We start from the raw sequence: 24,711 nt of genomic DNA, 5'->3' as shown, positions 1-24,711 counted from the left end.
GGGTCGCAATCGCACCGAGGAGAACCACGATGGCCAAGTACCTGCTGCTCAAGCACTACCGCGGCGCTCCGGCCGCGGTCAACGACGTGCCCATGGACCAGTGGACGCCGGAGGAGATCTCGGCGCACATGCAGTACATGAGCGACTTCGCGGCCCGGCTCGAGGGGACCGGTGAGTTCGTCGACGGTCAGGCGCTCGCCCCCGAAGGGACGTTCGTCCGGTACGACGGTGAGGGGCGCCCGCCGGTCACCGACGGCCCGTTCGCCGAGACCAAGGACCTCATCGCCGGCTGGATGGTGATCGACGTCGACAGCTACGAGCGCGCCGTCGAGCTGGCCGGCGAGCTGTCTGCCGCCCCCGGGGCGGGCGGAAAGCCGATCCACGAATGGCTCGAGCTGCGCCCGTTCCTGACCGCACCGCCCACCATCACGGAGTGAGTTCTCCGATGAACGAGGCTCTGCTCCGGAGCCTCACGCCGAACGTGCTCGGCATCCTCGTCCGCCGCGGAGCCGACTTCGCGGCGGCCGAGGACGCCGTGCAGGACGCGCTGGTCGAGGCGGTCCGCGTCTGGCCGGCCGACCCGCCGCGGGACCCGAAGGGCTGGCTGGTCACCGTGGCCTGGCGCCGCTTCCTCGACGCGACCCGGTCCGACGCCGCCCGCCGCCGCCGTGAGGACCTCGTCGACGAGGAGCCGACCCCCGGCCCCGTGCCCGCGGTGGACGACACGCTCCAGCTCTACTTCCTGTGCGCCCACCCGTCGCTGACGCCGTCGTCCGCGGTCGCGCTCACCCTGCGCGCCGTCGGCGGGCTGACCACCCGCCAGATCGCCCAGGCCTACCTGGTCCCCGAGGCCACCATGGCGCAGCGCATCAGCCGGGCCAAGCGCACCGTCTCCGGTGTGCGGTTCGACCAGCCCGGCGACGTCGCCACCGTGCTGCGCGTCCTCTACCTGGTCTTCAACGAGGGCTACTCGGGCGACGTCGACCTCGCCGCCGAGGCCATCCGGCTCACCCGGCAGCTCGCCGCCACGATCGACCATCCCGAGGTGGCCGGGCTGCTCGCTCTCATGCTGCTCCACCACGCCCGGCGCGCCACCCGGACCGCTCCCGACGGCGCTCTGGTGCCCCTCGCCGAGCAGGACCGCGGCCGGTGGGACAGGACGTCGATCGCCGAGGGCGTCGAGATCCTCCAGGCGGCCCTCGCCCGCGACCGGCTGGGCGAGTTCCAGGCCCAGGCCGCCATCGCGGCCCTGCACGCCGACGCGCCCACCGCCGAGGAGACCGACTGGGTGCAGATCGTCGAGTGGTACGACGAGCTCGCGCGCCTGACCGACAGCCCGGTCGTCCGGCTCAACCGCGCGGTGGCCGTCGGCGAGGCCGACGGACCGCGCGCCGGGCTGGCGGCGCTCGCGGAGCTGGACGCGGCACTGCCCCGTCACGCCGCGGTGGCGGCGTACCTCCACGAACGCGACGGCGACCCGGAGACGGCGGCGCGGTTGTACGCCGAGGCGGCCCACCGGGCCCCCAACCTCGCCGAACGTGACCACCTGACCCGACAGGCCGCCCGGCTCAACGCCCGCCGGTGCCGCTGACGGCTCGCGCCCGGACCCCGCTCCGGCCGGGAACGCGTGGGGCCCGGCGCGGGGAGAGCGCCGGGCCCGGTTCGCTTCCGGAGACCGTTCGGGTCGACGGGCGCGGCCACCGTCCCCGGTGCCGGCCCGCCGTGCGGTCACTTGCTCAGTGGCTCGACGTACCGTCCGTCGAAGTGCAGGGCGCTACGCGTCGCGAATCCGCCGTAGGCGTACTCGACGGTCACCCGCGCGCTGTGCGTACCGACCGGGAACTCCATCTGTTCCTTGCTGAACCAGAGCCGCTCCTCGTCCACGACCTGACCGTCGAGCCGCACCACGATCTTTCCCGTCATGGTGCTGTGCTCGACCTCGATGTCGTGCTGCCCGCCGTCGACGTCGACCCGCCAGACGTTGTTCGCTTCGCTCATGGCCACTCCCGTGTCGTTCCGTGATCGTCTGCTACCCACGGCCGGTGCCGGCCACACGTCACACCGGCCCCATCGGCTATAAGTGACGGATGGATTTCCCCTCGTACCTGGGCACGATGCCGATGCACGCGATCACGGAGATCCATGGTGAGCCCGGCCTGCTGGAGCGGTTCCGGCTGGAGATCGGCACCTTCGACGACGACGCGCGGGCACGGCTCAGCGAGGCCCTCGACCTCGCCGCCGACCTGCACCGCGACGACCGGCGGGTGCGCGAGCCGTACCTGAACCACCTGCTGCGGGTGGCGATCCGGATGATGCACCACTACCAGGTCCGCGACGTCGACGTGATCGTCGCGGGTCTGCTGCACGACGCCGTGGAGGACCATCCGGCCGCGCTGGCCGGCCCGGTCGCCGAGGGCGTCGATCCGGTCCCGGCCGCCCTCGCCGTGCTGGCCGACCGGTTCGGTCACCGGGTCGCCCGGTTGGTCGCGGCGGTCACCAACCCGTCCTGGGACCCGGACCGGGACCGGCACGTCCAGTACCGGGAGCACGTCGCGGCCAGCCTGGAGCGGGACCCGTGGGCGCGGGTCATCAAGATCTCCGACTTCACCGACAACGGCGTCGGGGTGATCCACACGACCGGGCCGAAGGTGCTCTCGCTGGCCCGCAAGTACCGACCACTGGTCCCGATCCTGCGGGAACTGGTCGCCCGACCGGACACGCCGCTCGCGCCCGCCGTCAAGGAGCACATCTCCGCCCAGCTCGACCTGGCCGAGGAGCGCTTCCGGGCGATCCTCGACAACCCGGTCCGAGCCCACTGACCGCGCCCCGGGCGGGCAGGGCGCCGGCCCACCCGGGTCCGCGTCCGCTCAGCTCGGGACGTCGCGACGGCGGAAGCCGGTCGCCCCGGCAGCGAGCAGCAGGACCGCCACCCCGGTGAGCACGGCCAGCGGCAACGCGGTGAACCCGGCCGCCGGCAGGGCCGGCACGTGCGTGTACGGGGAGAGGTCCAGCACCGGCTGCGGCAGGTCCAGTACCGCCCCGAGCTGCCCGAACAGCAGGAACACGATCAGCGTCGCCCAGGACAGGCTCGCCACCGCGCGGGGCGCCAGCCCGAAGAACAGCACCACCACCCCGGCCAGCACCAGCAGCGCCGGCACCCGGACCAGGGCCGCCCCGGTCAGCTCGCCCACCCGGCCGACCGGGTCACCGGCGACGGTGGCGTACCCGAGTCCGGTGGTCGCCCCGGCCAGGAGCAGCAGGCCGGTGGCGCCGAGCACGGCGGTGGACAGGTGCCCGGCCAGCCAACGCGGCCGGCTGACGGCGGCGGCGAGCACCACCTCCAGGGTCCCGTCGGACTCCTCGGCGCGGGCCCGCAGCACCGCCTGCACGACGTACGCGCCGATGGTCAACGCGAAGATCCCGATCATCGCGGTCAGGTACGCGTCGACCAGGTTCGCCCCACCGCCGAGCTGGCTGATCGCCTCGGCCGCCGCCGCGTTCTCGCCGACCATGTTCTCGACCTCGTCGGCGGCGAGCCCCAGGCCGAAGCCGAGCAGCGCGACACCGACGGCCCAGCCGAGCAGGGCAGCGCGCTGCAACCGCCACGCCAGGCCGACCGGGCTGAGCAGGCCACGGGGTGCCCGCGCCGGCCCGCGCCGGGTGGCGAGCAGGCCGGCCCCGAGGTCCCGCCGGCTGGTCAGCAGGTACGCGGCCACGGTCGCCGCGACCAGCAGCGCGGCGGGCAGCAGGAGCACCCACCACCGCTCGCCCCCGTACGGGCGGACCTGGGTGGCCCAGCCGAGCGGGGAGAGCCAGGCGGGCCAGGCGCTGACCACGCGCAGCCCGTCCGGGCTGGCGTCGCCGAACACGTCACCGGCGGCGCGGAGCACGAACGCCACCCCGACGGTCGCCGCGGCCAGGGCGTTCGCGCCCCGGGAGGTGCCGGAGAGCTGGGCGGTCACCGCGGCGACCGCCGCGAAGGAGACGCCGACGGTGGCGATCGCCGCGGCGGTGGCGACCGATCCGCCGGCCGGCAGGTCCGCACCGACCAGGGCGAGGGCGACCAGCGCGGCGGTGAGCAGGTTGGCCGCGACGGTGACCAGCAGGGCGGCGGTGAGCGGGGCGTAGCGGCCGAGCACCGACGCGCCGAGCAGTTCGGCCCGGCCGGTCTCCTCGTTCTGGCGGGTGTGCCGGACCACGGTGAAGGTGCTCAGCAGGGCGGTCAGCACGGCGAGGGTCAGGTACGACTCGGCGAAGACCACCGCGCCCATGCTCGGCCCGGCGATCGGCCCGTTGAACGCCCGCGCGACCAGGCTGGCCGCCGCGGTGGTGGCGTAGGTGAGCCGGTCCCGTTCCCCGGCGTAGAGGCCGGCGACGCTGGCCGCCAGCGCGGCGGTCAGCAGCGGCGTCCCGAGCACCCAGAACACCAGCCGGACCCGGTCGCGGCGCACCGCCAGCCGGACCAGGCGACCGGTGCCGGTGAGGGCGCTCACCGCTGCCCCGCCGGCACGCGCCCGGTGGGGGTGACCCGGTCGCCGTAGTGGGCCAGGAACAGCTCCTCCAGGGTGGGCGGGGCGCTGGTCAGCGACCGGACGCCGAACCGGACCAGGTGGCCGAGGAGGTCGTCCAGGTGGGCCGGGTCGACCTCCAGCTGGAGTCGGTTGTCGGCCGTGCCGACGAGCTGGGTCCCGGCGATGCCGTCCAGCCCGGTCACCGGGCGCGCGGTCTCGACGGTGACGGACAGGCGGGTGAGGTGGCGCAGCTCGGCGAGGGTGCCGGACTCGACGGTGCGGCCCTCCCGGATGATGCTCACCCGGTCGCAGAGCGCCTCCACCTCGGCGAGCACGTGGCTGGAGAGCAGCACGGTGCCGCCGTCGCCCCGGATCCGCCGGATCTCGTCCTGGAACACCGCCTCCATCAGCGGGTCCAGGCCGGAGGTCGGCTCGTCCAGCACGTACAGCTCGACGTCGGTGGCGAAGGCCGCGACGATGGCCACCTTCTGCCGGTTGCCCTTGGAGTAGGTGCGGCACTTCTTCGTCGGATCGAGGTCGAACCGCTGGAGCAGTTCGTCGCGGCGACGCCGGTCGAGCCCGCCGCGCAGGGCCCCGAGCAGGTCGATCGCCTCCCCGCCGGAGAGGTTCGGCCAGAGGTTGACGTCACCGGGGACGTAGGCGAGGCGGCGGTGCAACGCCACCGCGTCCCGCCACGGATCACCGCCGAGCAGCCGGACGTCGCCGGAGTCCCACCGGAGCAGTCCGAGCAGGACCCGGATGGTGGTGGACTTGCCGGAGCCGTTCGGGCCGAGGAACCCGTGCACCTCCCCCGCCTCGACGCGCAGGGCGAGCCCGTCCAGGGCCCGGGTGCGGCCGAAGGTCTTGACCAGGTCGTTGACCGAGATGACGGCCATGACGCCTCCTGTCGCTCAGCGGGCGAACAGTGCACACTGTACTGACCGACGGTCAGCGTATCCACCTGTCGCCACCGGGCACCGGTCAGCCGCCGCTACGCTGACGGCCGTGGACGACGAGGAGCCGGGCGACACCCGGGGCAGGATCCTGCGGACCGCGCTGGACCTCTTCGCCGCCCGGGGCTACCAGCGCACCTCGCTGCGCGAGATCGCCGAGCGGCTCCGGCTGACCAAGGCCGCCATCCTCTACCACTTCCCCACCAAGGAGGACCTGCTCGCGGCCCTGGTCGAGCCGCTCCTGACCGACCTGGAGGCGCTGCTGGCGACGGCCGGCGGACTGCCGCCGGAGCGGGGTCGCTGGGCGCTGCTCGAGGGGTTCGTGGACACCATGCTGGCGCACCGCCGGCCGCTGGGCATGCTCTTCCACGACATGGCGCTGGTCGCCCGTGGGCCGACGTACCAGCGACTGGTGCAGTTCGCGCTGCGCGCCAACGAGATCGTCGCCGGGCCGGCCGGCGACCGGCGGGACCGGATCCGGGCCAGCCAGGCGATCGCGATGTGCTCCGACCCGGTGGTCTTCTTCCTGGACGTCCCGCCGGCCGTGCTGCGCGCGGACATGCTCGACGGGGTGCACCGGCTGCTGGACGGACCGGCCGTCCCCGAGGCGCCGGCCGCGCCCCGTCGACCCGGCCGGCCCCGGGCGATGAGCAGCGGTCAGATCGCCACCGCCCGGCGGATGCACGCGGCCGGCCGGCACTCGGTCGAGGAGATCGCCGCCGCCCTGGGCGTCTCCCGGGCCACCGTCTACCGGCACCTGGGCGACGAATAGTGAGCCGCGTTGTGCGACGGTAGTGAGACAGTTACGAGACGACGTCCACCGTTGTCGGCTCCACCGTGTAGTGGATGGTCTGCGCGATGATCCAACCGTCCTCGACGAGGAAGGAGTCGGCGCCGTCGAGGACCTGGTAGCCGGTGGCCTCGGCCGTCCACTCCAGGAAGCCGACCCGTCCCTCCACCAGCACGGTCGTGTACGTGTAGCGGGCGTCCGGCAGTTCCTCGACCAGCCACCGGGCCAGGGTGCGGACACCGTCGCGTCCCCGGAACACGCCCCGCCGCTCCAGGACCACGCAGTCCGGCGCGACGTTGCGCTCGATGTCCTCGGCGAACCGCCCCTCGGCGGCGAGGCGCAGGTGGTCGTCGAGCACCTCACGCGCGGTGCGTCCCCGGAGATCCACGGTCATGGCCCCATCATCGCCGCTCGCCCCGGCCGGCACGGCGGTTTGCCGGGTCCGGGGGCCGAGAATCAGGCCGTAGGTGCGGTCGGAGCGACAACGGGTACCCGGGCCGGGTGAAGCCGGATGACGACGCCGTGGACGTCGAGGAGCCGCTCGCCGCGAACGTACCCGCGGCGCCGCACGACGCCAGCGGCGAGCAGGTGGCGACCCGTGACCTGACCGGGCTGGCGCCACCCGCCCGGCCGGCCCGGCGCTGGACGCCCCGCCGGGTGGTCGTCACCCCGGCGGCGCTCGACCACCCGCACGGGCGCCGGATCGTCGACCGGATCGAGGGGCTCGGCATCGAGGTCGAGCGGTTGCGCGCCAACCGGCTGGTCGGCGTGCGGGGCGAGACCGAGCGGGAGACGTACGCGCGGGCGAAGTCGACCCTGGCCATCGTGGTCAGCCCACCGTCGCGGCGGGCGCTGCAGTCGATCGCGCCGAGTGCGGACTGGCGGGCGGACCTGGCCGAGGGCTGCCCGGCCCACTGCCAGTACTGCTATCTCGCCGGCTCGCTCTCCGGTCCTCCGGTGACCCGGGTCTACGCCGATCTCGACGACATCCTCGCCGGCCTGGCCGACTACGTCGGCCGGGGAACGGTGACCAGCCGCAGCGCCACCCGGGCCGGCGAGGGCACGACGTTCGAGGCGTCCTGCTACACCGACCCACTCGCGCTGGAGCACCTCACCGGCAGCTGGCGCCGGGCGGTGGAGCACTTCGGGGCCTGGGACGCGCCGGTGCAGTTGCGCTGGACCACGAAGTACGCCGACGTGGACACGTTCGTGGGACTGCCGCACGCCCGGCGCACCCGGGTGCGGTTCAGCGTCAACGCCGCCCCGATCAGCGAGCGGTTGGAGGGCGGCACCGCGACCGTGCCGGAGCGGCTCGACGCCCTGCGCAGGCTGGCGCTCGACGGCTACCCGGTCGGGCTGACCATCGCCCCGATCATGCCCGCGCCGCACTGGCGGGAGCACTACGGCGCACTGCTCGACCGGGTACGGGCGGCCGTGGCCGGGGTCGACCGGCTGGACCTCACCACTGAGCTGATCACGCACCGGTTCACGCCCGGGAGCAAGGAGGTCCTGCTCGGCTGGTATCCCCGCACCCGGCTGGAGATGGACGAAGAGTCCCGCCGCCGCAAGTTCGGCCGGTTCGGTGGGGTGAAGTACGTGTACCGGCCCGACACGATGATCGAGCTGCGCACCTGGTTCGAGCGGGAACTCGAAGCCAGGGTGCCCGCTGCCCGGATGCTCTACTGGACCTGATCCGCCCTCGACGACCGGGGCGACGCGACCTCCGTCCGCCGGCCGACCCACTCGTGGGCCGGCCGGCACCGGACGGTCAGAGCGGCTGGACGAAGTACGGTGACACGTCCAGCCAGCCGTTGCCGGCGGCACCGTCGAGCCGGCCGCCGCTGGTGCTGGTCAGCGTGTACCAGGAGTCCACGTAGTCCGGGTCGTCGGTGTACCAGGAGGTGGGGATGGCGTCCAGGATCGCGCCCACCAGCGGTTGGTACGCCCCACCGTCCACGACGACCAGCAGGGCGGCGACGATGGCCTGCACCAGGGCCTGGTAGTTGGTGTCCCCGTCGTCCTCCATCATGACCACGTCAGCCAGGTTGTACTTGTACCCGGCGAAGTGGACGAGGATCTGGTTCGGGCGGTAGGTCGTGCCGTCGTCGTCGAGGTACGGCATCTGGACCAGGTCCACCGTGGCCTTGCCGTCGAGTCCGAACCCGGCCACCACGCTGTAGATCTCCGCGTCCCCCTTGATCCACGGCTCCATGTCGTCGTCGAGCCGTAGCGCGTCGATCCGGGTCGCCCAGTAGCCGGCGGTCGCGGTCGCCCGGCCGCGCACGGTGCTCGCGCTGTCGCCGACACCCCGGCGGGCCAGCTCGGTCCGCATCAGGGAGAGGCCGGCGGTCAGCGCCCGGCGGGTGTCCACCTCGACCACCAGCACCGGTCGCGCGGGGATCCGGGCCGCGTCGAGCCGCACCGGGACGCCACCCCGCGCGTAGGCGGTGACGCTGGCCGGAAGGTCGTCCGACGGTGCCGCCGCCACCAGCGGCGACACGCCACGGGCGAGCGCCGCGTGCATGTCCGGGAGGGCCAGTCGCAGCCGCAGCACCGATCCGGTCGTGGCCGGCAGGCCCTTGGCCCGCAGCACCCGGTCGTTCGCGGTCCGTGCGGCGTCGGTCAGGGTCGCGGCGGGGAACCGGACGGTGAGCAGGTCCGCCGGCCCCGCGGCGGTGGCCGCGACGACGACCCGGTCGGTGGTGCGGTCGTCGAGTCCGACGGCGAGCTGGCGGGCCAGTCCGTCGGTGATCGCGTGGACGCCGCCGACGGTGGTGGTCGCGGGTGCCGGGCGGTGGTCGGCGGGACGGGCGTGGGCAGCAGCGGCGACCGAGGTCGTCAGGACCGCCGTCGCGAGGCCGACCGACAGGGCGGCGTGGCGGAGGGTACGAGCGGGCACGCGAAGTCTCCTCTGACGTCTGACCGCCGCATCGTGGCGACGGCGCAGAAGAGATATACCGCGCTCCATGCATAGCGATCAATACCTAGAACCGCTGCCCGATCGCGTCGGTTCCCGGCTCCGGGCCGGCCACCCCGGACGAGCACGCAGCCGGACGGGGGGTCGCCGCGGCGGCGGTCCCCCGTCCGGCGGCCGGGTCAGGCGGCGGCGCGCAGCGGGGCGAGGGCCTTGCTCCAGGCGACGACCTCGTCGAGGAGGGTGTTCACCGCGGGGAGGTTGTAGTCACCCGGCTTGAAGACGCTGAAGTTCTCGAACTCGGTCATCAGCGAGAGCACGACCTGCTGGCGGACGTCGGCCATCTTCAGCTCACCGGCGATCAGCCGCAGGTGCTCGACGGCGCGGGCCCCGCCGGCCGAGCCGTACGAGACGAAGCCGACGGCCTTGTTGTGCCACTCCGCGAAGAGGTAGTCGATCGCGTTCTTCAGCACCCCGGAGGTGCTGTGGTTGTACTCCGGCGTGACGATCACGAAACCGTCGAACGAGGCGATCGTGGCAGCCCACCGCTTGGTGTGCTGCTTCTGGTACTGGCCGAGCGACGCCGGGATCGGCTCGTCCAGGTGCGGCAGCGGATGGTCGGCCAGGTCGATCAGCTCGAACTCGGCGTCGGTACGGCGCGAGGCGATGTCCAACACCCACTTGGCGACCTGCTCGCCGTTGCGACCGGGGCGGGTGCTGCCGATGATGATCCCGATGCGGGTCATGAGGAGTACTCCTGCACACTCGTAGCGGCCGGCGGGGACCGACCTCGTATTTGCCGCGTCAAGCAAACAGGCTGGCACTTGCTTTGTCAAGCAAGTAGAGTGCGTGCGGTGACGACCGAGGAGCCACCCCGGCAGGGCCCGCTGACCGCCGACGAGGAGGCCTTCCTCCGCGCCTTCACGCGGACGATCATCACGGTCCCCCGCGCCCTCGACGGGGACCTGCTGCGCGACCAGGGCATGTCGATGAGCGAGTACACCGCACTCCGGCTGCTCTCCGAGGCGCCCGACCGGCGACTGCGGATGAACGACCTGGCCACCGCCGGCGCACTCTCGCTCAGCGGGACGAGCCGGATCGTCGACCGCCTCGAGGGGCAGGGCCTGGTCCGCCGGCAACGCTGCCCGAACGACCGGCGCGGCTACCACGCCGTGCTCACCGACGCCGGCTTCGACCGGCTGCGCCAGGCCTGGCCGGCACACCTGGCGAGCGTACGGCGGCACGTCTTCGACCACCTGTCGACGGCGGACCTGTCCGCGTTCACCGCCGCCCTCCAGCACTTCGCGACCGACGTCCCGTGCCCCGAGACGGCGTGCCCGGACGGCGCGGCCGACTGACCCACCTGCCCCGAAGCGCGAGCTACACAGGCGTCGATCGATCGATTATGCTCTATCGACGCCGCCGTCGGGCGGCGGAAGACGAATCACCGTCGCGCGAAGGGGCATCGTCATGCCGTTGTCGTTCTCTCGCCGGTCCGGCGCCTTCGCCGCAGCGGTCGCCCTCGGAATCGGCGCCGCGCTCACCCCGACCGGCCCGGCCGGTGCCGCGCCGACCGTCTCGCTCCTCTGCGAGTCCGGAGCCGCCATCCTCTCCTGCGACGTGACCTACGCGAACGCCCAGCAGCCGGTGTCCGTCCGGTGGTGGGTCGACAACACGTACCGGCCCGCCTGGGACGACCTGACGTCCGTGGCCCAGCGGTGCGCGGTGGGCCGGGCCTACGCCGTACGGGTCGTCGTCGCTGACGCGACCGGCGAGACCGAGGCGATCCGGCGCATCTCGTGCCGGCAGATCACGCCGTAGCGGCCCACCTCGGCCGGATACGCCCGGTTGACCAGCTTCAGCAGCCGCGGCGCGCTGCCGGGGACGCCGATCGGCGCGACGCGGGTGCCGCGCGGGCCGGGTCAGATCCGGTAGAGGCCCCGGTAACGGCGGATCAGCCGCCACTGGAGCACCACCGCCGCCACGGTCAGCAGCACCATCACCAGGGTCGCCGCCGCCGCGTAGCCGTACCGGAGGTACTCGAAGGCGTTGCGGTAGACGAAGAGCGACAGGTAGGTGGTGGCGTACGGGGGCGGGCCGCCGTCGGTCACCACGAACGCGGGGACGAAGGAGAACTGGAGACTGCCGATCGCGTCCCGGATCAGCAGCAGCGCCAGCACCGGCGCCATCAACGGCCACGTGATCCGGCGGAACACGTCCCAGCCGGTGGCGTCCTCGATGGCCGCCATCTCGTACACGTCGGCGGGGAGCGCCCGGCGGGCGGCGAGCAGCACCACGAAGGTCTCGCCGATGGTGAACAGGCTCATCAGGATGATCGCCGCCCGCGCGTCGGTCGGGTCGGTGAGCCACTGGGGCGGGGTCCGGCCGAACATGGTCAGCCCGTTCTCCCCGCCGAGCCGGAGCACCTGGTTGACCGGGCCGTGCAGCGGGTTGAGCAACCAGAGCCAGAGCAGCCCGTACGCGACCTCCGGCACCGCCGTGGGCAGCACGGTCGCGGTGCGGGCCGAGCCGACGGCCGGGCCGCGCCGGTGCAGCAGCAGTGCCAGACCCAGCGCCAGCAGCAGCCGCAGTGGCACCGCCACCAGGGCGAAGACCAGCGAGTTGAGCAGCGACACCCGGAACACCGGGTCGCCGGCCAGCTCGGTGAGGTTGTCCCACCCGACGAAGCGCGGCGCGCGCAGCAGGTCGTACTCGGTGAACGCGAGCACCAGGGTGACCACGGCGGGCAGCAGCACCAGGCCGACCAGACCGACCAGGTACGGCGCCAGCATCAGCCGCAACTGCCGGCGGGAGCGGGGGTCGGGGTTCACGCCGGGCCGACCCGCCGCCCGGAGGTGTCGAAGAGGTGCGCGTCCGGCCAGCGCACGGTGACCCGGACGGCGGAGCCGGGAGCGGGCCGGCGGGCCGCCGGGACCCGGGCCACCACCGGGTGCCCGCCCGACAGGGTCAGGTACGCGTAGGCGTCCTCGCCGACCACCTCGACCCGGTCGACCACCGCCGTGCCACCGGCGTCGGTCGACGTCGGGTCGGCCAAGCCGACCGCCTCCGGACGGAAGCCGATCCGGGTGCCGCCCACCCCCGGTGGCGGGTCGCCGGCCGGGGTGAAGGCGTCGGCCGGCAGCAGGTTCATCGCGGGCGACCCGACGAACCGGGCCACGAACACGCTCGCCGGGCGACGCCACACCTCCTCCGGGGTGCCCACCTGCTCGACCCGGCCGTCCCGCAGCACCGCGATCCGGTCGGCGAGCACCAGCGCCTCGGTCTGGTCGTGGGTGACGTGCACCATGGTCGCGCCGAGGCGGTCGTGCAGGGCCCGCAGCTCGGCCCGCATCTCCACCCGCAGGGCCTGGTCGAGGTTGGACAACGGCTCGTCGAGCAGGAACACGTCCGGCTCCCGGACCAGGGCGCGGGCCAGCGCCACCCGCTGCCGTTCCCCGCCGGAGAGCTGCCCGGGACGGCGGCCGAGCAGCTCGGCACAGCCCACCGTCTCGGCCGCCGCCCGCGCCCGCTCCCGGGCCGCCGACCGGGGTACGTCACGCACCTCGAGGCCGAAGGCGATGTTCTCCGCGACCGTCAGGTGCGGGAAGAGGGCGTACGACTGGAACACCATGGAGACGTTGCGCCGCCCCGGGCGCAGGGCGGTGACGTCCCGGCCGGCGATCAGTACCCGCCCGCCGGTCACCGGCTCCAGCCCGGCCACCACCCGCAGCACGGTGGACTTGCCCGCCCCGGAGGGACCGAGCACCACCAGCAGTTCCCCGCGCGCCACCGCCAGGTCGACGGCGTGCAGGACCTCCGTGCCCCGGTAGGCGGCCGAGACGCCGGCCAGGGCGAGACCCGCCGTGCTCACCCCTGCTCGCCCCGGGCGAAGATCGGCCGGGTCGCGGTGTCGAGCTGGCGGATCACGTCGTCCAGGCGGTCCCCGCGGAACACGGCGTTCTCCAGGATGCCGTAGCTGACGTCCTCGATCTCCGGCCAGGTGGAGACGGTCGGCAGGGCCCGGACCGTGGGGATGGCGTCCAGGAAGACCTTCGCGTTGCGCGGCGGCCGCGTCGGGTCGAGGAACGCCGCCGAGGTCGCCACCTCGACGTGCGAGGGGACGGTCCGCCCGGTCGCCGCGATGATCCGCTGTCCCTCCTCGGCGATGGCGAACTCCAGGAACCGCCACGCGGCAGCCTTGTTCTTCGCGCCGGTCGGCATGCAGTACGCGTCGGAGTGCAGCACCCCCACCGGCTTGGCGTAGACCGGCAGCGGGGCGACGTCCCACTCGAAGCCGGTGACGGTGCGGAAGGTCGTGGTGGCCCGTCGGGAGGTCATCAGCATGGCGAGCCGCCCGTTGGCGAAGCGGGACTCGTCGTCCTCGGCCTCCACCTCCTCGTCGGTGGGCGTCACCCCGTACGCCTGGCGCAGGTCGACCAGGTTCTTGAGCGCCTCCCGCGCGGCCGGGCCCGCCAGGGTCAGCCGGGTCGGCTTCGCCGGGTCGTCGACGATCTCCCCGCCGGCCGACCAGACGAACGGGGCGAGCCGGATGATCGACGGTTCGACCCCGAGCCCGTGCACCGCCGGCCGGCGGGCCGCGCCCTCGCTCTCGGTGCCCTTGATCACCGCCCCGGTGGCGTCGCGGGTCATCAGGGTGGCCGTACCGACCATGTCGTTCCAGGTCCAACCCGGCTTCGGCTCGGGTACGCCGTACTTCGCGAAGAGCGTCCGGTTGTAGTAGACGGCCAGGCTGGAGACGTTCTGCGGCAGGCAGAGCTGCTTGCCGTTCCACCTGAAGGCGTCCATCGCCACCGGGTAGTAGTCGGCCGGGTCGAGCTTGTCCGAACCGGCGATCCGGTCGTCGAGCGGTTCGATCACGCCCTTGGCGGCGAACTGGCCGTAGAAGCGGTAGTTCATCAGGAACAGGTCCGGCGGCGCTCCCCCGGCTACCGAGGTGGACAGCCGCGCCAGCAGGTCCTTGCGGTCGCTGGCCTCGACGAGCTGCATCCGCGAGCCCGGCTGCGCCTTCTCGTACGCCTTGACCAGGGTGCGGTAGGCGGCGAGTTCCTCCGGGGCGCCGAAGACCAGCAGCCGCACCGGCCCGTCGTCGGACGGGTCGGAGCCGGAGCCACACCCGGTGGCGAGCAGCAGGGTGGACAGCAGCAGCGCGAGCAGCGCCTTCGGTCGCATCATCGTCCGTTCCGGTCGGGGGTGTGCAGGAGACGCCGCTGGGCGAGGACGAACACCACCAGCGCCGGCACCGTGGCGACGACCGCGCCGGCCAGGAAGACCGGGAAGTTCGTCGGGTCGAGCACGGACAGCGAGCGCAGTGCCAGCGGCAGGGTGAACAGGTCACGGTCGTAGACGTAGACCAGCGGGTCGAGGAAGTTGGACCAGGTGAGCACGAAGGTCAGCGCGGTCAGGCCGGCGGTCACCGGGCGGACCATCGGCAGGGCCATCCGCCACCACGTCCGCACCGGGCTCAGGTCCTCCACCAGGCAGGCGTCGTACAGCTCCGCCGGCAGCGCCCGGAACGCCAGGTAGTAGACCAGGACGTACAGCGGTGAGGTGCCCACCAGCGCCGGGGCGACCAGCGGGACCAGGGTGTCGGTCAGACCGAGCACCCGGAAGACCGCGAAGCGCGGCACCAGCAGCGCCGTCGCCGGCACCATCAGCGCCACCAGGGACGCCGCGACGACGGCGGCGGTGGTGCGCGGGGCAAGCCGGGCCATCGCGAACCCGGCCAGCGACGCCACCAGCACGCTCAGCGGCACGGCGACCACCGCGACCAGGACCGAGTTCACCGAGGCCCGCAGCAGCCCGCCCAGCTCGACGGCCTGCTCGTAGCCGACCGTGGTGAGCGGGTCCGGGACCAGTCGGGGCGTGGGTGCCGGGGGCAGGCCGGGCTGGGTCAGCGAGCCGGAGACCAGCAGCACCAGCGGCGGCACGAAGACCAGGAGGACGAAGGCCGCGCCGAGGGTGCGCCAGACCCGCGACGCCCGTCCGGGCAGCGGTGCGGGGCCGCGTCCGCGACCCCGCACCCGGTTGTCACCGATGACCGTCCCGCCTAGCGGAGGGTGAGCTGCCAGGCGCCCAGCCCGTGCGAGGCGGCGTAGAGGATCCGCTTGCCGGGCACGACGGTCAGCCCGGCGACCTCCACGTTCGGCATGCCGGCGGCGGCGGGGACCCAGCTCGTGCCGCCCCGGGGCAGCCGCAGCACCCCGAAGTCGGTGGACGCGTACAGGTCGCCGGTGACGTCGTCACGCACCAGGTCGGTGACCGGCTGGTCGCCGACGTCGTACGACCGGTCGGCCCAGGTCGCCCCGGCCCCGGCGACGGTCACCTCGAACAGGTGCCCCGGGGTGGCCGGGGTGTTCGAGCCGAAGCCGCTGTAGGAGATCCACATCCGGTTCGGGTTCGCCGGGTCGACGTGGATGCTGGTGACGAAGCGGTTCGGGGTGTTCGGGGTGTCGATCCGGGTCCAGGTCACCGCGGACGCCGGCTCGGCGTCCACGTTGTGGCTGACGAACACCCGGCCGGTGCTGGTGGCCGCGTACGCGGTCGACGTGTCGGTGGCCACCCGCTCGACCACCGAGACCGCACCGCCGGCCCGGTCGCCCCAGGCGGCGTCGGTGAGCCGGGTGGTGCCCAGCTCCGCCCAGTCACCGCACTGCGCCTCGTAGGTGCCGGTCCAGGTGTTGCAGATCCGGTTCGCCTCCTCGATGCTCCGGTCACCCAGACCGAAGGTCGTGGTGCGGTAGACCGTGCGCCCGGTGCCGGCGAACATCGTGCCGCTGACCTTCGGGTCGCTGATGTGCGGGGCGTAGAAGAGCGTGTTGGGGTGGCCGAAGATCGGGTCGGAGACCGAGATCCAGCTCCCGATGTCCCCGCCCGCGAAGTTCACCTCGGGCGTGGCGTCGTAGAAGGTGTGGAACCGGAACTCCGGCCGGCCGACGTCGAAGCCGGAGGCGCCGCCGTCGCCGATCATCGTGTTGACCCAGCGCTTGCGCTCGCCCTTGTTCTCCCAGGTGCCGTTGTCCTGGGTGCCGCCCTGCAACAGGGTGTGGTCGTGCGGGCTCACCGAGAGGCCGATGTACTGCAACGTGGTCATGCCCTTGTTGATCCCCTCGATCTTCGCCGGGATCCGGGAGAGCATCTGCTGGCAGCGGGCCCGCTGCGCGTCGGTGACCAGGCCACGGTCCGGGTTGTCGCACCAGGCCGAGCGGTCCACGAACTGGCCGTTCGACCGCACCATGCCGCCGTCACCGGCCTCGAAGAACTGGTACGGGTTGCGCGGGTTGGTGACCAGCGCGTGCTGGTCGGGGTGGATGCCGTTCGGGTGCACCTCGTCGGTGCCGTCGAAGGTCATGTCCGTACCGGTCACCCCGGCGTCGGTGGAGAGCACCACCGCCCGCTTGTTCGCCACGGTCTCGCCGTACACGTAGGAACCACCGGTGTAGACGATGTCCGGGTGACCCTTCGGGGTGTGCACGAAGACGTCGTACCAGCACTGGCCGGTGCACTGGTTGTAGGTGGCGAACCCCGGATCGGCCGGGTTGGAGCTGGTCAGGTCGGTGAAGGTCGGGGTGCCGCCGGCCACGTCGTCGCTGCGGAACAGTCGCGAGTACGGGTTGCCGATGTTGCCCTCGTAGACGTACATCCGGGTCCTGCCGTTCGGCAGCGCGGTGACGTCGATCGCGGCGCGGGTCTGGAAGACGGCCCGGTTCAGCGACTCCTTGATCTGCGTCCACGTGGTGCCGCCGTCGGGTGAGCGCCAGACGCCCCGGGCGTACGAGGAGGCGTAGACGACCTGCGGGTCACGCGGGTCGAGCTTGACGTAGCGGACCCCGCGCGGCGAGCAGGCGGTGGTGTTGTTGTACTCGGCGGCGTTGCCGGTGCACTCGGTGGCGTTGGCCGAGCCGTTGTGCAGGAAGGTCCACCGCCTACCACCGTCGGTGGACTTGTAGAGGCCCCACTTGGCGGCGTCGGGCACCGGACGGGTGCCGCCGGTGCAGCAGGTACCGGACATGCCGCGCAGCGCGGTGGTGGTGGCGACGTAGAGGGTCTTCGGGTCACCCGGCTTGATGGTGATCTCGCCGATGCCCTTGCCGGCGAGGGAGTCCTTGCCGAGCGGCCCCTGCCAGGTGAGACCCCCGTTGGTGGACCGGTACAGGCCGACGCCCGCGACACAGCCGGAGGCGCAGGTGTTCGCCTCGCCGGTGCCGACCCAGACGGTCAGACCGGTCGGGTCGTTGCGGTCGATGACGACGGCGCCGGCGGCGTTGATGCCGAGCGGGCCGCCGAGGTAGATCCAGTTGGGCTGCGGGGCGAGGACGTTCAGCGTGCCCCACACGCCGCCGCCCGCCGGGGTGGCGTACGCGCGGCACAGCAGCGGCTTGCAGTCCGGGGCGATGTCGATCGAGGTGACCCGGCCGCCGGCGACGTACTCGTTCGGCACGTAGTTCGACGAGTTACGGAACTCGGTGAACGGATAGAGCGCCTCGCGGGGGCCGATGGTGGTCCACCGGCTGGTCGGGCCGCCGCGCGCCGCGCCGGTCCGCCGCTCGGCCCGGCCGTACGCGTCCCGCGCCCGGTCCATCTGGGCGACGGTGATGCCGGCGGCGGGATAGGAGCGCTCCTGGAACTCCTGCTGGGCGGCGTACCCGGGGCCCTCGGGCGCCATGCCGGTGTTGCCCGGCACGGACTGGTGCAGCCGCTGGAGGTGCGCGCCCAGCCGGCCGGGCAGTTCCCCGCCGCCGGGGGCGGCGGCGGGCGCGACCTCGGTGCCGGCGAGGTGGATGCCGGCGGCGCCGGTCGTGGCCACCAGGGCCGCGACCGCGAGTCCTACGAACAGGTGGCGACGTCTGCGCTTCACGAGGGATCCCTCCTGCCGCCCGGGTCCGGTGCCGAACGGCAACCGTCACGCAGGGCGTCCAGTGTGGAGGATCCCAGAGCGGATCTCGGCAGACAATCCCCCGGCCGGCGGCCCCGCCACGGTGGCCCGGCGACGAGCATCCCGACGCAGGTCGGAGTAGGCTGGGTCGCCGAGGGTACCGGTACCGCATGCCGAACCGTTACGAGAACTACCCCCGCATCGCGATCGTCACCGGTGGGGACTCCGGCATCGGCCGGGCCTGCGCGGCGGCCCTCGCCGGAGCCGGCTTCGACGTGGGGATCACCTGGCACGCCGACGCCGACGGGGCGGAACGCACCGCCGAGGAGGTACGCGCCGCCGGCCGCCGCGCCGAGACCGCCCACCTGGACCTCACCCGGCTGCCGGGCGCGGCCTCGGTCGTCGACGAACTGGCCGAACGGCTCGGCGGGATCGGGGTGCTGGTCAACAACGCCGGGACCGGTGCGTCCACCCCCTTCGTGGACACCGCCTGGGAACAGTGGCGGGAAGTGCTCTCGGTCGACCTGGACGGACCGTTCCTCTGCGGTCAGCGGGCGGCGCGGCGGATGCGGGCCACCGGCCGGGGCGGACGGATCATCAACATCACCAGCGTGCACGAACACGCGCCCCGGGTCGGCTCGGCGGCGTACTGCGCGGCCAAGGGCGGACTGGGGCTGCTGACGAAGGTGATGGCACAGGAGCTGGCGGCGGACGGGATCACCGTCAACGCGGTCGCCCCGGGTGAGATCGCCACCCCGATGACCGGGCAGGAGGACGTCGACCCGTTCACCCGGGAACGTCCCGGGGTGCCGGTGGGGCGGCCCGGCGACGCCCGGGAGGTCGCCGCCGTGGTGGCGCTGCTCGCGTCCCCGGCCGCCGCGTACGTCACCGGAGCGTCCTGGCCGGTGGACGGCGGCATGCTCATGATGGGACCACAGGCCGGGTCGCACCTGCCCTCGGACGAGTGGCGGGCCGGGTGAAGGACGGCCCGGGGCAGGCCGACGCCTCCTCTGTCGGCCTGCCCCGGGGGCTCGGGGAGCCCCGGTCGCGAGGAGGTCCGATGGCGGGGGCGGCCTCCGCCGCACCCGGCCGGCGCTCCTCCCCCGCGATCAGGTGCGCCACGGAAACGGCGACACCACCGTTTCCCGCCGTCGACGATAATGCTCTTCTCCACCCATGAATGAATCGTTCCGGTAACGGCCGGATTGGTTGTCGTGCATCGGCAACGATTCGATATCGCCGCCGGCCACCGCGACCTGGCAGCCCGTTTTCGTTGTCAGCCGAATGGTCGTTCGTCGCGGTACGACCGGCGCACGGACGATTCTGCGGCAGCTCCGGTGGTTTCCGCGCCGGCCTTTCGGGAATGCGCGCCCCGTGCACGGACGTCGTGCGCGGGGCCGGCCGGGACCGGACCGGAATCGGCGATCGGCGGCGCCGGCGAGGGCGACGGTCCGGCGTGCCGGCATGCCGGCCCACCGGCCGACGTTTGCGCCGCCACGGCGCGGGCAGGAGTGCGGCATGAGCACCGATGAGCGCAGGGATCGCGCGACCACCGACGAACCGGACGGCACCACCGCGTTCGAGGCGTCACTGCGACGGCCGGGAGAGTCGGTACAGAGCACCGACGACACCGGTGACGACCTCGGCGGGCCGGCAGCCGACGAGGGCCTACCGGCGACCACCACCAGCCGGGCCGGATACGACGTGGACGACGTGTCCGGCAGTTCCGACCCGAACGCCGAGTAGCCGACCCGCCCCCAGCGGACCGCACGGGCAGCGACCCGGACGGGCTCAGCGTGAACCGCTGCGCGACACCGTCCGGGCCTCGGTCATGCCCCGGTTGGCCAGCGCGTCGGCCCGCTCGTTCTCCGGGTGCCCGCTGTGCCCCTTCACCCAGTGCCAGCTCACCTCGTGGCGGTCGCACGCGGCCTCCAGGCGCTGCCACAGGTCGGCGTTCTTGACCGGCTGGCGGGCGGCCGTGAGCCAGCCGTTGCGCTTCCACGAGGCGAGCCAACCGGTGATGCCGTTACGCACGTAGGTGCTGTCGGTGTGCAGCCGTACGGTGACCGGGCGGGTGAGGCTCTCCAGCGCCCGGATGGCGGCCGTCAACTCCATCCGGTTGTTGGTCGTCGCGGTCGACTCACCCCCGCTGATCTCCCGTTCGTGGGCGCCGTAGCGCAACACCGCGCCCCAACCGCCCGGTCCCGGGTTCCCGCTGCACGCGCCGTCGGTCCAGATCTCCACGACCCTGCCGGTCGTCGTCTCGTCCGGGTCGACCGTCCGCTCCACCATGCCCGGCAACCTACCGTCCGTGGCGACGCCCGGTGTCCGGCACGGCGGACCGCTCGGCCAGAATGGCCCGGTGGGCGGGCGCGGCACGGGACGCAGGACGACGGACGACTCACCGTGCCCGTGCGGCACGGGACGCGGCTACGGCGAGTGCTGCGCACCGCTGCACCGCGCCGAGACCAGCGCGGTGACGGCCGAGGCGCTGATGCGGTCCCGGTTCGTCGCCTTCGCCGTCGGCGACGTCGACCACCTGCTGCGCAGCTGGCATCCCCGCACCCGGCCGGCCGCACTGACGCTCGATCCCCGGCTGCGGTGGACCCGGCTCGAGGTGCTCGCGACGGACGGGGGCGGCCTCTTCGACACCACCGGTACGGTGGAGTTCCGGGCCCACTACCGCGACCGTGGCCGCCCCGGCACGCTGCACGAACGCAGCCGGTTCCGCCGCGAGGACGGAGAGTGGGTCTACCTCGACGGACTGACCGACGGCGGGTGAAACCCGGCCCGGCCGGCGGTGCTCAGTGGGCCGGGCCGTCCCGGCGGGACGCCTGGACCTGGCCGTCGGCGGCCGTCACCCGGGCCCGCCGTTCCCGTTCCGCCTCGGCCTGCCGGCACAGCGCCCGGGTCAACGATTCGGGCAGCACCACGTCCCGCACCTCGGCCCGCTCGACCAGTACGCCCCAGGGTCGCCCGGTCGCCCCGTCGACGGCCGCGCTCAGCGCGGCGTTGATCCGCTCCCGGTCGCCGATGACGGTGTCGAGGTCCGACCCGCCGATCACCGACCGCAGGGCGGTCCGCGTCACCTGGAGCAACGCCGACGGGTAGTCGCGCACGTCGACCAGGGCCCGCACCGGGTCGACCACCCGGTGCCGGACGACCACGTCGACGGTGAGGGGCACGTTGTCCCGGGTGATCGCGCTCTGCGCCGGGACCTGCGTCACCACGGTCTGCACACTCACCCGGACCATCCGGTCGGCGACCGGCACGATCAGGTGCAGACCGGGCTGACGGATCCGGTGACGCACCCGCCCGAAGCGGAAGACGACGCCGCGCTGGTGCTGCTGCACCACCCGGACGCTCGCCACCAGCAGGACCGTCACCAGGACGGCGACGGTCAGGCCGATGATGGCGACTTCCATGTCCCCTCCGGTTCCGGCAGGCCCCGCTCCCGGGCCGGCGGTTACCCACTGGATCGGTGGCCACTCCTGCCCGGCGTGCCCGAACCAGCCTCGGAGCGGGTCGTCAACGCCGGGCGCGCGGGCGGAAGCGGTGCGGGCGAAGACCGTTGAGCTCGGCCGCCTCGACGCGGTTGACGATCTCGTCGGCGCCGAGCCGTCCCACGACCGGCGCCAGGGTTACGCCCGAGTGCATCACCGCGACGTAGGCCCCGGCGACGCCGGGCAGCGGCCCGACGACGGGCAGCCCATCGGCGGGCATCGGCCGCACGGCGAGGCGCACGCTGACCAGACGTATGTCGTGGGTGCCCGCGAAGGTGGCGGTGAGGCGATCGAGCGTCTCGCGCGCGGTGCGGTCCAGGTCCTCGTGGCTGGTCTCGCCGTGGTAGGCAGCGGCGACCAGCAACTGACCGTCCGAGGCCTGCCGGACCTCGACGTGGGTGCCGGCTATCAGGGTACGTACCAGCCCTGGGGCGGCAGTGAAGCGCAGCAGGAGCGCCGGGGACGGTGCGACGGGCAGGTCGAAGCCGAGCGGCGCGCACAGCATCGGCGCGTCGACGCCGGAGGTCACCACCACGGTGTCGGCGACGACGAAGCCGCTCGAGGTCTGCGCTCCCACGACCCGCCCGTTCCGCACGGACAGGGCGCTGACGGCGGTGCCGGTCATCAGTCGGGTGCCGTGGGCGCAGGCGGCACGCACCAGCGCGTCGGTGACAGCGATCGGGTCGATGACTCCGTCGCTCTCCTTGTGCAGCGCGAGGGGCGGCACAGTCGCCAGGTTCGGCTCCAACCGCCTGGTCTGTGCCACGTCGAACAGCTGCTCGTCCGCGCCGAGGCGGCGGTCCCGGGTCGGTCCCTGCTCGTCCCAGGTCAAGGACCCGGTCCACCGCACCTGCACACCCGGCACGAGTCTCTGCAGACGCCGGTAGTCGGACAACGCTCTGTGGCGGATCGGCCAACTCTCGTCCGGTACGTCGGCACCCCCGGGGCCACCGATCCAGGCGAAGGAGTCGCCGGTCGCGCCGGACGCGGGCAGGGACCGGTCCACCAGGGTCACCGCGGCTCCGGCCCGCGCCGCCTCGTACGCCATCGCGGCACCGACGATGCCGGCCCCCACCACCACGACCTCCACCCTCCACCCACCGCCCTCTCCGCTCACCGCACCCCGGCGTGGACGACGCCGTGGACCACCGTCGAAGCTGCCAGCAACAGAGGAACCCGAGCCACGCCGACGATGCGCCAGCTGCCACCTCGGTTCGCCCGCGGTCCTGCTCAGACCGGTGATCAAGCTCGCAGCACCGGGGGTGCGCGCGGGGTTTAGCGTTGGTGGAGGTGGTGAACAATCAGGTCGACGTCAACGAGAGGGGTACCCGTGCCCAGCGCCTCCCACAACTATCCCAGTCAGCAGGCCGGCCTGCCCGACGACGTGACCGACCCGCTGCTGTGGCGGCTCGGTTTCGACGTGGCGCACGCCCACCGGCTCGACGCGTCCGGCCGGTGCGGGAACCTCGGCTGCCCCGACGAGTCCGGACCGTGCCCGGCCCTGCGTCAGGCGGAACGGGCGATGCACCTGGCCCGCCAGGACGACCGACCCGGAGAGTCCCGCATCGCCTCCCCCGACCACGCCTCCTCCGACGATGTGCGGCTGCCCCAGCGGCTGCCCGGAACGGGGATGCGGGCGGCCTGACCGACCGCCCGCCCGCGATCTGGCACCACCTCGGCACCGGACCCCTCGCACCTGACCACTGGCCGCATCGCGTCGCCGCCGCTCGGTAGCGGGCGCCGCCGGACGACCGTCCCTGCGGGTCGCGAAGGTACCGCCGGGTACTGGCGCCGTCGTCACCTCGGCAATATTCTCCATGACGCGCGGGGTTCATGGAGTTCCTTTACATGCCTCGTGCCGTCACAGGCTGGCCGAGGGAGACACCATGATCTTCGACAACCCCGAACTGGACCGCCGGACCCTGTTCCGGGCGGGCCTCGGCGCAGCGGCGGTCGCCGTGGTCGGGAGCGAACTCGCGCTGCCGACGGCCGCGCACGCCGCACCCGGCGACGACCTTGACTGGATCATCGACTGCGACGGGTGGGGTGCCCGCCCGCCCCGGGACCCGCTGGCGGTCAGCACCATCCCCACCAACAAGATCATCGTTCACCACATGGCCTTCCCGAACACTCCGGACCACTCCCTAGAGCAGGCCGTCCGACTGGCCAAGAGCTGCCAGGACCTGCACATGGACGGCAACGGCTGGTCCGACACCGGCCAGCACTTCACCGTCAGCCGGGGCGGATACGTCCTGGAGGGACGGCGCGGCAGCCTGGACACCCTGCGGGCCGGCGAACGACAGATGGTCTCGGCCCACTGCCCCGGCGAGAACGGCCGGTCCATCGGTATCGAGAACGAGGGAACCTACGTCACCGAGACGCCGCCGCAGGCGCTGCTCGACTCCCTCGTCCGGCTCTGCACCGCGATCTGCCAGCGGTACGGGCTGCACGCCCACGACATCTTCGGTCACTGGGACTTCCGGGCCACCCTCTGTCCCGGCGCGATGTTCTACCGGGAGTTCCCCACCCTGCGCCGGCAGGTCTTCACGGCGCTCGGCACCGACCTGGCGGACGTGCCGGCCCGCCGGTGGCCGGACATCTGGCGGTTCGTCGGCGGGCCCGTGGTCCGGGTCGCCCAGTACCTGCTCGGCCACCGGGGTTACCCGGTCGCCGTCACCGGCGCCTTCGACGCCGCCACGGTGGCCGCGGTGCAGGACTGGCAGGCCCGCAACGGCATCCCGGTCGACGTCGACGCCACCCTCACCGGCCCGACCTGGGAGACTCTCGCTCCCGAACTGGGCCGGGACGCGACCGGCCTGCCGATCAGCGCGGTGCAGTACATCCTCAACGTCAAGGGGTACGCCGACGTCACGATCACCGGCGAGTACGACTGGGTGACGAAGAAGGCGCTCCAGGACCTCCAGCGCCTGCACGGCCTGCCCAGCCACGGCAAGGTCGACACCAGCACCTGGTGCGCGGTGGTCGGCGGCGTCGTCCGCCAGTCGTTCCGGCGCGGCTGACCCGCCGGCCCCGTCCGCCGACCCCGACCGCGCGACCGGTCCGGGTCGGCTCCGGTCCTGCCAGACGCCCCGGAGCACGCGTCTGGCGGTGGGGGGAACGCCCGGCGGTGGACGGGGACGCAGACGT

The 24,711-nt window shown here is 73.2% G+C and carries 25 protein-coding genes and 1 pseudogene; 12 read left to right on the top strand and 14 right to left on the bottom strand.

Annotated elements, in window-relative coordinates; genetic code table 11:
* Nucleotides 1-29: 29 nt before the first annotated feature.
* Together AB0F58_RS14855 and AB0F58_RS14850 are read left to right on the top strand one after the other, a co-directional pair.
* Entirely contained in the window at nt 30-437 is a 408-nt protein-coding gene (locus tag AB0F58_RS14855) for a YciI family protein (protein WP_357142628.1), read from the top strand.
* An 8-nt stretch (nt 438-445) separates the two neighbouring features.
* Entirely contained in the window at nt 446-1,591 is a 1,146-nt protein-coding gene (locus AB0F58_RS14850; RefSeq protein ID WP_357142735.1) for a DUF6596 domain-containing protein, read from the top strand.
* Between the two features lie 137 nt (nt 1,592-1,728).
* Here AB0F58_RS14850 and AB0F58_RS14845 read toward each other — a convergent pair whose 3' ends face one another.
* A complete protein-coding gene (locus AB0F58_RS14845) occupies nt 1,729-1,998 on the bottom strand; it encodes a hypothetical protein (protein WP_357142627.1) in 270 nt (89 codons plus the stop codon).
* An 89-nt stretch (nt 1,999-2,087) separates the two neighbouring features.
* Here AB0F58_RS14845 and AB0F58_RS14840 point away from each other — a divergent pair, with 89 nt between their 5' ends.
* Nucleotides 2,088-2,819, top strand: coding sequence for an HD domain-containing protein (locus AB0F58_RS14840; protein WP_357142626.1), 732 nt, complete (start codon nt 2,088-2,090; stop codon nt 2,817-2,819).
* A gap of 48 nt (nt 2,820-2,867) precedes the next feature.
* On the opposite strand, the gene AB0F58_RS14835 is transcribed toward AB0F58_RS14840, so the two are convergent.
* Together AB0F58_RS14835 and AB0F58_RS14830 are read right to left on the bottom strand one after the other, a co-directional pair.
* Nucleotides 2,868-4,493 (bottom strand): anibiotic ABC transporter, encoded by a 1,626-nt coding sequence (locus tag AB0F58_RS14835; protein WP_357142625.1) that lies wholly within the window; start codon nt 4,491-4,493, stop codon nt 2,868-2,870.
* Nucleotides 4,490-5,407 carry an ABC transporter ATP-binding protein gene (locus AB0F58_RS14830; RefSeq protein ID WP_357142624.1) on the bottom strand — a complete coding sequence of 306 codons (918 nt, stop codon included), beginning with the start codon at nt 5,405-5,407 and terminating at the stop codon, nt 4,490-4,492. Before AB0F58_RS14830 ends, AB0F58_RS14835 begins: the two co-directional genes overlap by 4 nt.
* 109 nt (nt 5,408-5,516) lie before the next feature.
* Here AB0F58_RS14830 and AB0F58_RS14825 point away from each other — a divergent pair, with 109 nt between their 5' ends.
* Entirely contained in the window at nt 5,517-6,236 is a 720-nt protein-coding gene (locus AB0F58_RS14825) for a TetR family transcriptional regulator (RefSeq protein ID WP_357142623.1), read from the top strand.
* Between the two features lie 31 nt (nt 6,237-6,267).
* Here the strand turns inward: AB0F58_RS14825 and AB0F58_RS14820 are convergent, their stop codons facing one another.
* Nucleotides 6,268-6,648: a nuclear transport factor 2 family protein gene (locus tag AB0F58_RS14820; protein WP_357142622.1), complete on the bottom strand. Its 381-nt coding sequence runs from the start codon at nt 6,646-6,648 to the stop codon at nt 6,268-6,270.
* 107 nt (nt 6,649-6,755) lie between these two features.
* Here AB0F58_RS14820 and AB0F58_RS14815 point away from each other — a divergent pair, with 107 nt between their 5' ends.
* Nucleotides 6,756-7,946: a spore photoproduct lyase family protein gene (locus tag AB0F58_RS14815; RefSeq protein ID WP_357142621.1), complete on the top strand. Its 1,191-nt coding sequence runs from the start codon at nt 6,756-6,758 to the stop codon at nt 7,944-7,946.
* Nucleotides 7,947-8,022: 76 nt separating this feature from the next.
* Here the strand turns inward: AB0F58_RS14815 and AB0F58_RS14810 are convergent, their stop codons facing one another.
* Together AB0F58_RS14810 and AB0F58_RS14805 are read right to left on the bottom strand one after the other, a co-directional pair.
* The gene (locus AB0F58_RS14810; RefSeq protein ID WP_357142620.1) at nt 8,023-9,153 is read right to left on the bottom strand and encodes a DUF3103 family protein; all 1,131 of its coding nucleotides are present in this window, start codon (nt 9,151-9,153) and stop codon (nt 8,023-8,025) included.
* Between the two features lie 197 nt (nt 9,154-9,350).
* Entirely contained in the window at nt 9,351-9,914 is a 564-nt protein-coding gene (locus tag AB0F58_RS14805; protein ID WP_357142619.1) for an NAD(P)H-dependent oxidoreductase, read from the bottom strand.
* Nucleotides 9,915-10,022: 108 nt separating this feature from the next.
* On the opposite strand from AB0F58_RS14805, the gene AB0F58_RS14800 reads away from it, so the two are divergent.
* Together AB0F58_RS14800 and AB0F58_RS14795 are read left to right on the top strand one after the other, a co-directional pair.
* Entirely contained in the window at nt 10,023-10,526 is a 504-nt protein-coding gene (locus AB0F58_RS14800) for a MarR family transcriptional regulator (RefSeq protein ID WP_357142618.1), read from the top strand.
* 112 nt (nt 10,527-10,638) lie between these two features.
* On the top strand, nt 10,639-10,989 hold the full coding sequence (locus AB0F58_RS14795) for a hypothetical protein (RefSeq protein ID WP_357142617.1): 351 nt from the start codon (nt 10,639-10,641) through the stop codon (nt 10,987-10,989).
* Nucleotides 10,990-11,090: 101 nt separating this feature from the next.
* On the opposite strand, the gene AB0F58_RS14790 is transcribed toward AB0F58_RS14795, so the two are convergent.
* From AB0F58_RS14790 to AB0F58_RS14770, 5 genes are read right to left on the bottom strand one after another with little or no spacing between them, the layout of a single operon-like run.
* The gene (locus AB0F58_RS14790) at nt 11,091-11,960 is read right to left on the bottom strand and encodes a sugar ABC transporter permease (protein ID WP_357142734.1); all 870 of its coding nucleotides are present in this window, start codon (nt 11,958-11,960) and stop codon (nt 11,091-11,093) included.
* A 35-nt stretch (nt 11,961-11,995) separates the two neighbouring features.
* Nucleotides 11,996-13,039 carry an ABC transporter ATP-binding protein gene (locus AB0F58_RS14785; protein ID WP_357142616.1) on the bottom strand — a complete coding sequence of 348 codons (1,044 nt, stop codon included), beginning with the start codon at nt 13,037-13,039 and terminating at the stop codon, nt 11,996-11,998.
* Nucleotides 13,036-14,361, bottom strand: coding sequence for a sugar ABC transporter substrate-binding protein (locus AB0F58_RS14780; protein WP_357142615.1), 1,326 nt, complete (start codon nt 14,359-14,361; stop codon nt 13,036-13,038). The genes AB0F58_RS14785 and AB0F58_RS14780 overlap by 4 nt, the downstream gene beginning before the upstream one ends.
* Nucleotides 14,358-15,209, bottom strand: a complete 852-nt coding sequence (locus AB0F58_RS14775) for a carbohydrate ABC transporter permease (protein WP_357142614.1) — start codon at nt 15,207-15,209, stop codon at nt 14,358-14,360. The genes AB0F58_RS14780 and AB0F58_RS14775 overlap by 4 nt, the downstream gene beginning before the upstream one ends.
* A gap of 26 nt (nt 15,210-15,235) precedes the next feature.
* On the bottom strand, nt 15,236-18,043 hold the full coding sequence (locus tag AB0F58_RS14770; protein ID WP_357142613.1) for an exo-alpha-sialidase: 2,808 nt from the start codon (nt 18,041-18,043) through the stop codon (nt 15,236-15,238).
* A gap of 188 nt (nt 18,044-18,231) precedes the next feature.
* On the opposite strand from AB0F58_RS14770, the gene AB0F58_RS14765 reads away from it, so the two are divergent.
* Together AB0F58_RS14765 and AB0F58_RS14760 are read left to right on the top strand one after the other, a co-directional pair.
* Nucleotides 18,232-19,041 (top strand): SDR family oxidoreductase, encoded by an 810-nt coding sequence (locus tag AB0F58_RS14765; protein WP_357142612.1) that lies wholly within the window; start codon nt 18,232-18,234, stop codon nt 19,039-19,041.
* A gap of 538 nt (nt 19,042-19,579) precedes the next feature.
* Nucleotides 19,580-19,807 carry a hypothetical protein gene (locus AB0F58_RS14760; RefSeq protein ID WP_357142611.1) on the top strand — a complete coding sequence of 76 codons (228 nt, stop codon included), beginning with the start codon at nt 19,580-19,582 and terminating at the stop codon, nt 19,805-19,807.
* Between the two features lie 45 nt (nt 19,808-19,852).
* On the opposite strand, the gene rnhA is transcribed toward AB0F58_RS14760, so the two are convergent.
* Nucleotides 19,853-20,353: a ribonuclease HI gene (gene rnhA, locus AB0F58_RS14755; protein ID WP_357142610.1), complete on the bottom strand. Its 501-nt coding sequence runs from the start codon at nt 20,351-20,353 to the stop codon at nt 19,853-19,855.
* Between the two features lie 70 nt (nt 20,354-20,423).
* On the opposite strand from rnhA, the gene AB0F58_RS14750 reads away from it, so the two are divergent.
* Entirely contained in the window at nt 20,424-20,843 is a 420-nt protein-coding gene (locus AB0F58_RS14750; protein ID WP_357142609.1) for a YchJ family protein, read from the top strand.
* A gap of 40 nt (nt 20,844-20,883) precedes the next feature.
* Here the strand turns inward: AB0F58_RS14750 and AB0F58_RS14745 are convergent.
* Both AB0F58_RS14745 and AB0F58_RS14740 read right to left on the bottom strand, forming a co-directional pair.
* Nucleotides 20,884-21,486 (bottom strand): annotated as a pseudogene (locus tag AB0F58_RS14745) (SPFH domain-containing protein); the annotation flags it as partial.
* 103 nt (nt 21,487-21,589) lie between these two features.
* The gene (locus AB0F58_RS14740) at nt 21,590-22,654 is read right to left on the bottom strand and encodes an FAD-dependent oxidoreductase (RefSeq protein WP_357142608.1); all 1,065 of its coding nucleotides are present in this window, start codon (nt 22,652-22,654) and stop codon (nt 21,590-21,592) included.
* Nucleotides 22,655-22,894: 240 nt separating this feature from the next.
* Here AB0F58_RS14740 and AB0F58_RS14735 point away from each other — a divergent pair, with 240 nt between their 5' ends.
* Both AB0F58_RS14735 and AB0F58_RS14730 read left to right on the top strand, forming a co-directional pair.
* A complete protein-coding gene (locus AB0F58_RS14735; RefSeq protein ID WP_357142607.1) occupies nt 22,895-23,209 on the top strand; it encodes a hypothetical protein in 315 nt (104 codons plus the stop codon).
* Between the two features lie 241 nt (nt 23,210-23,450).
* Nucleotides 23,451-24,584 (top strand): N-acetylmuramoyl-L-alanine amidase, encoded by a 1,134-nt coding sequence (locus AB0F58_RS14730; RefSeq protein ID WP_357142606.1) that lies wholly within the window; start codon nt 23,451-23,453, stop codon nt 24,582-24,584.
* Nucleotides 24,585-24,711 lie beyond the last annotated feature (127 nt).

Origin of the sequence: Micromonospora sp. NPDC023956 (assembly GCF_040639195.1) — a bacterium.
GTDB lineage: Bacteria > Actinomycetota > Actinomycetes > Mycobacteriales > Micromonosporaceae > Micromonospora.
The sequence above is the reverse complement of the archived record's forward strand: the minus strand, read 5'-3'. Positions and strand labels throughout refer to the sequence as shown.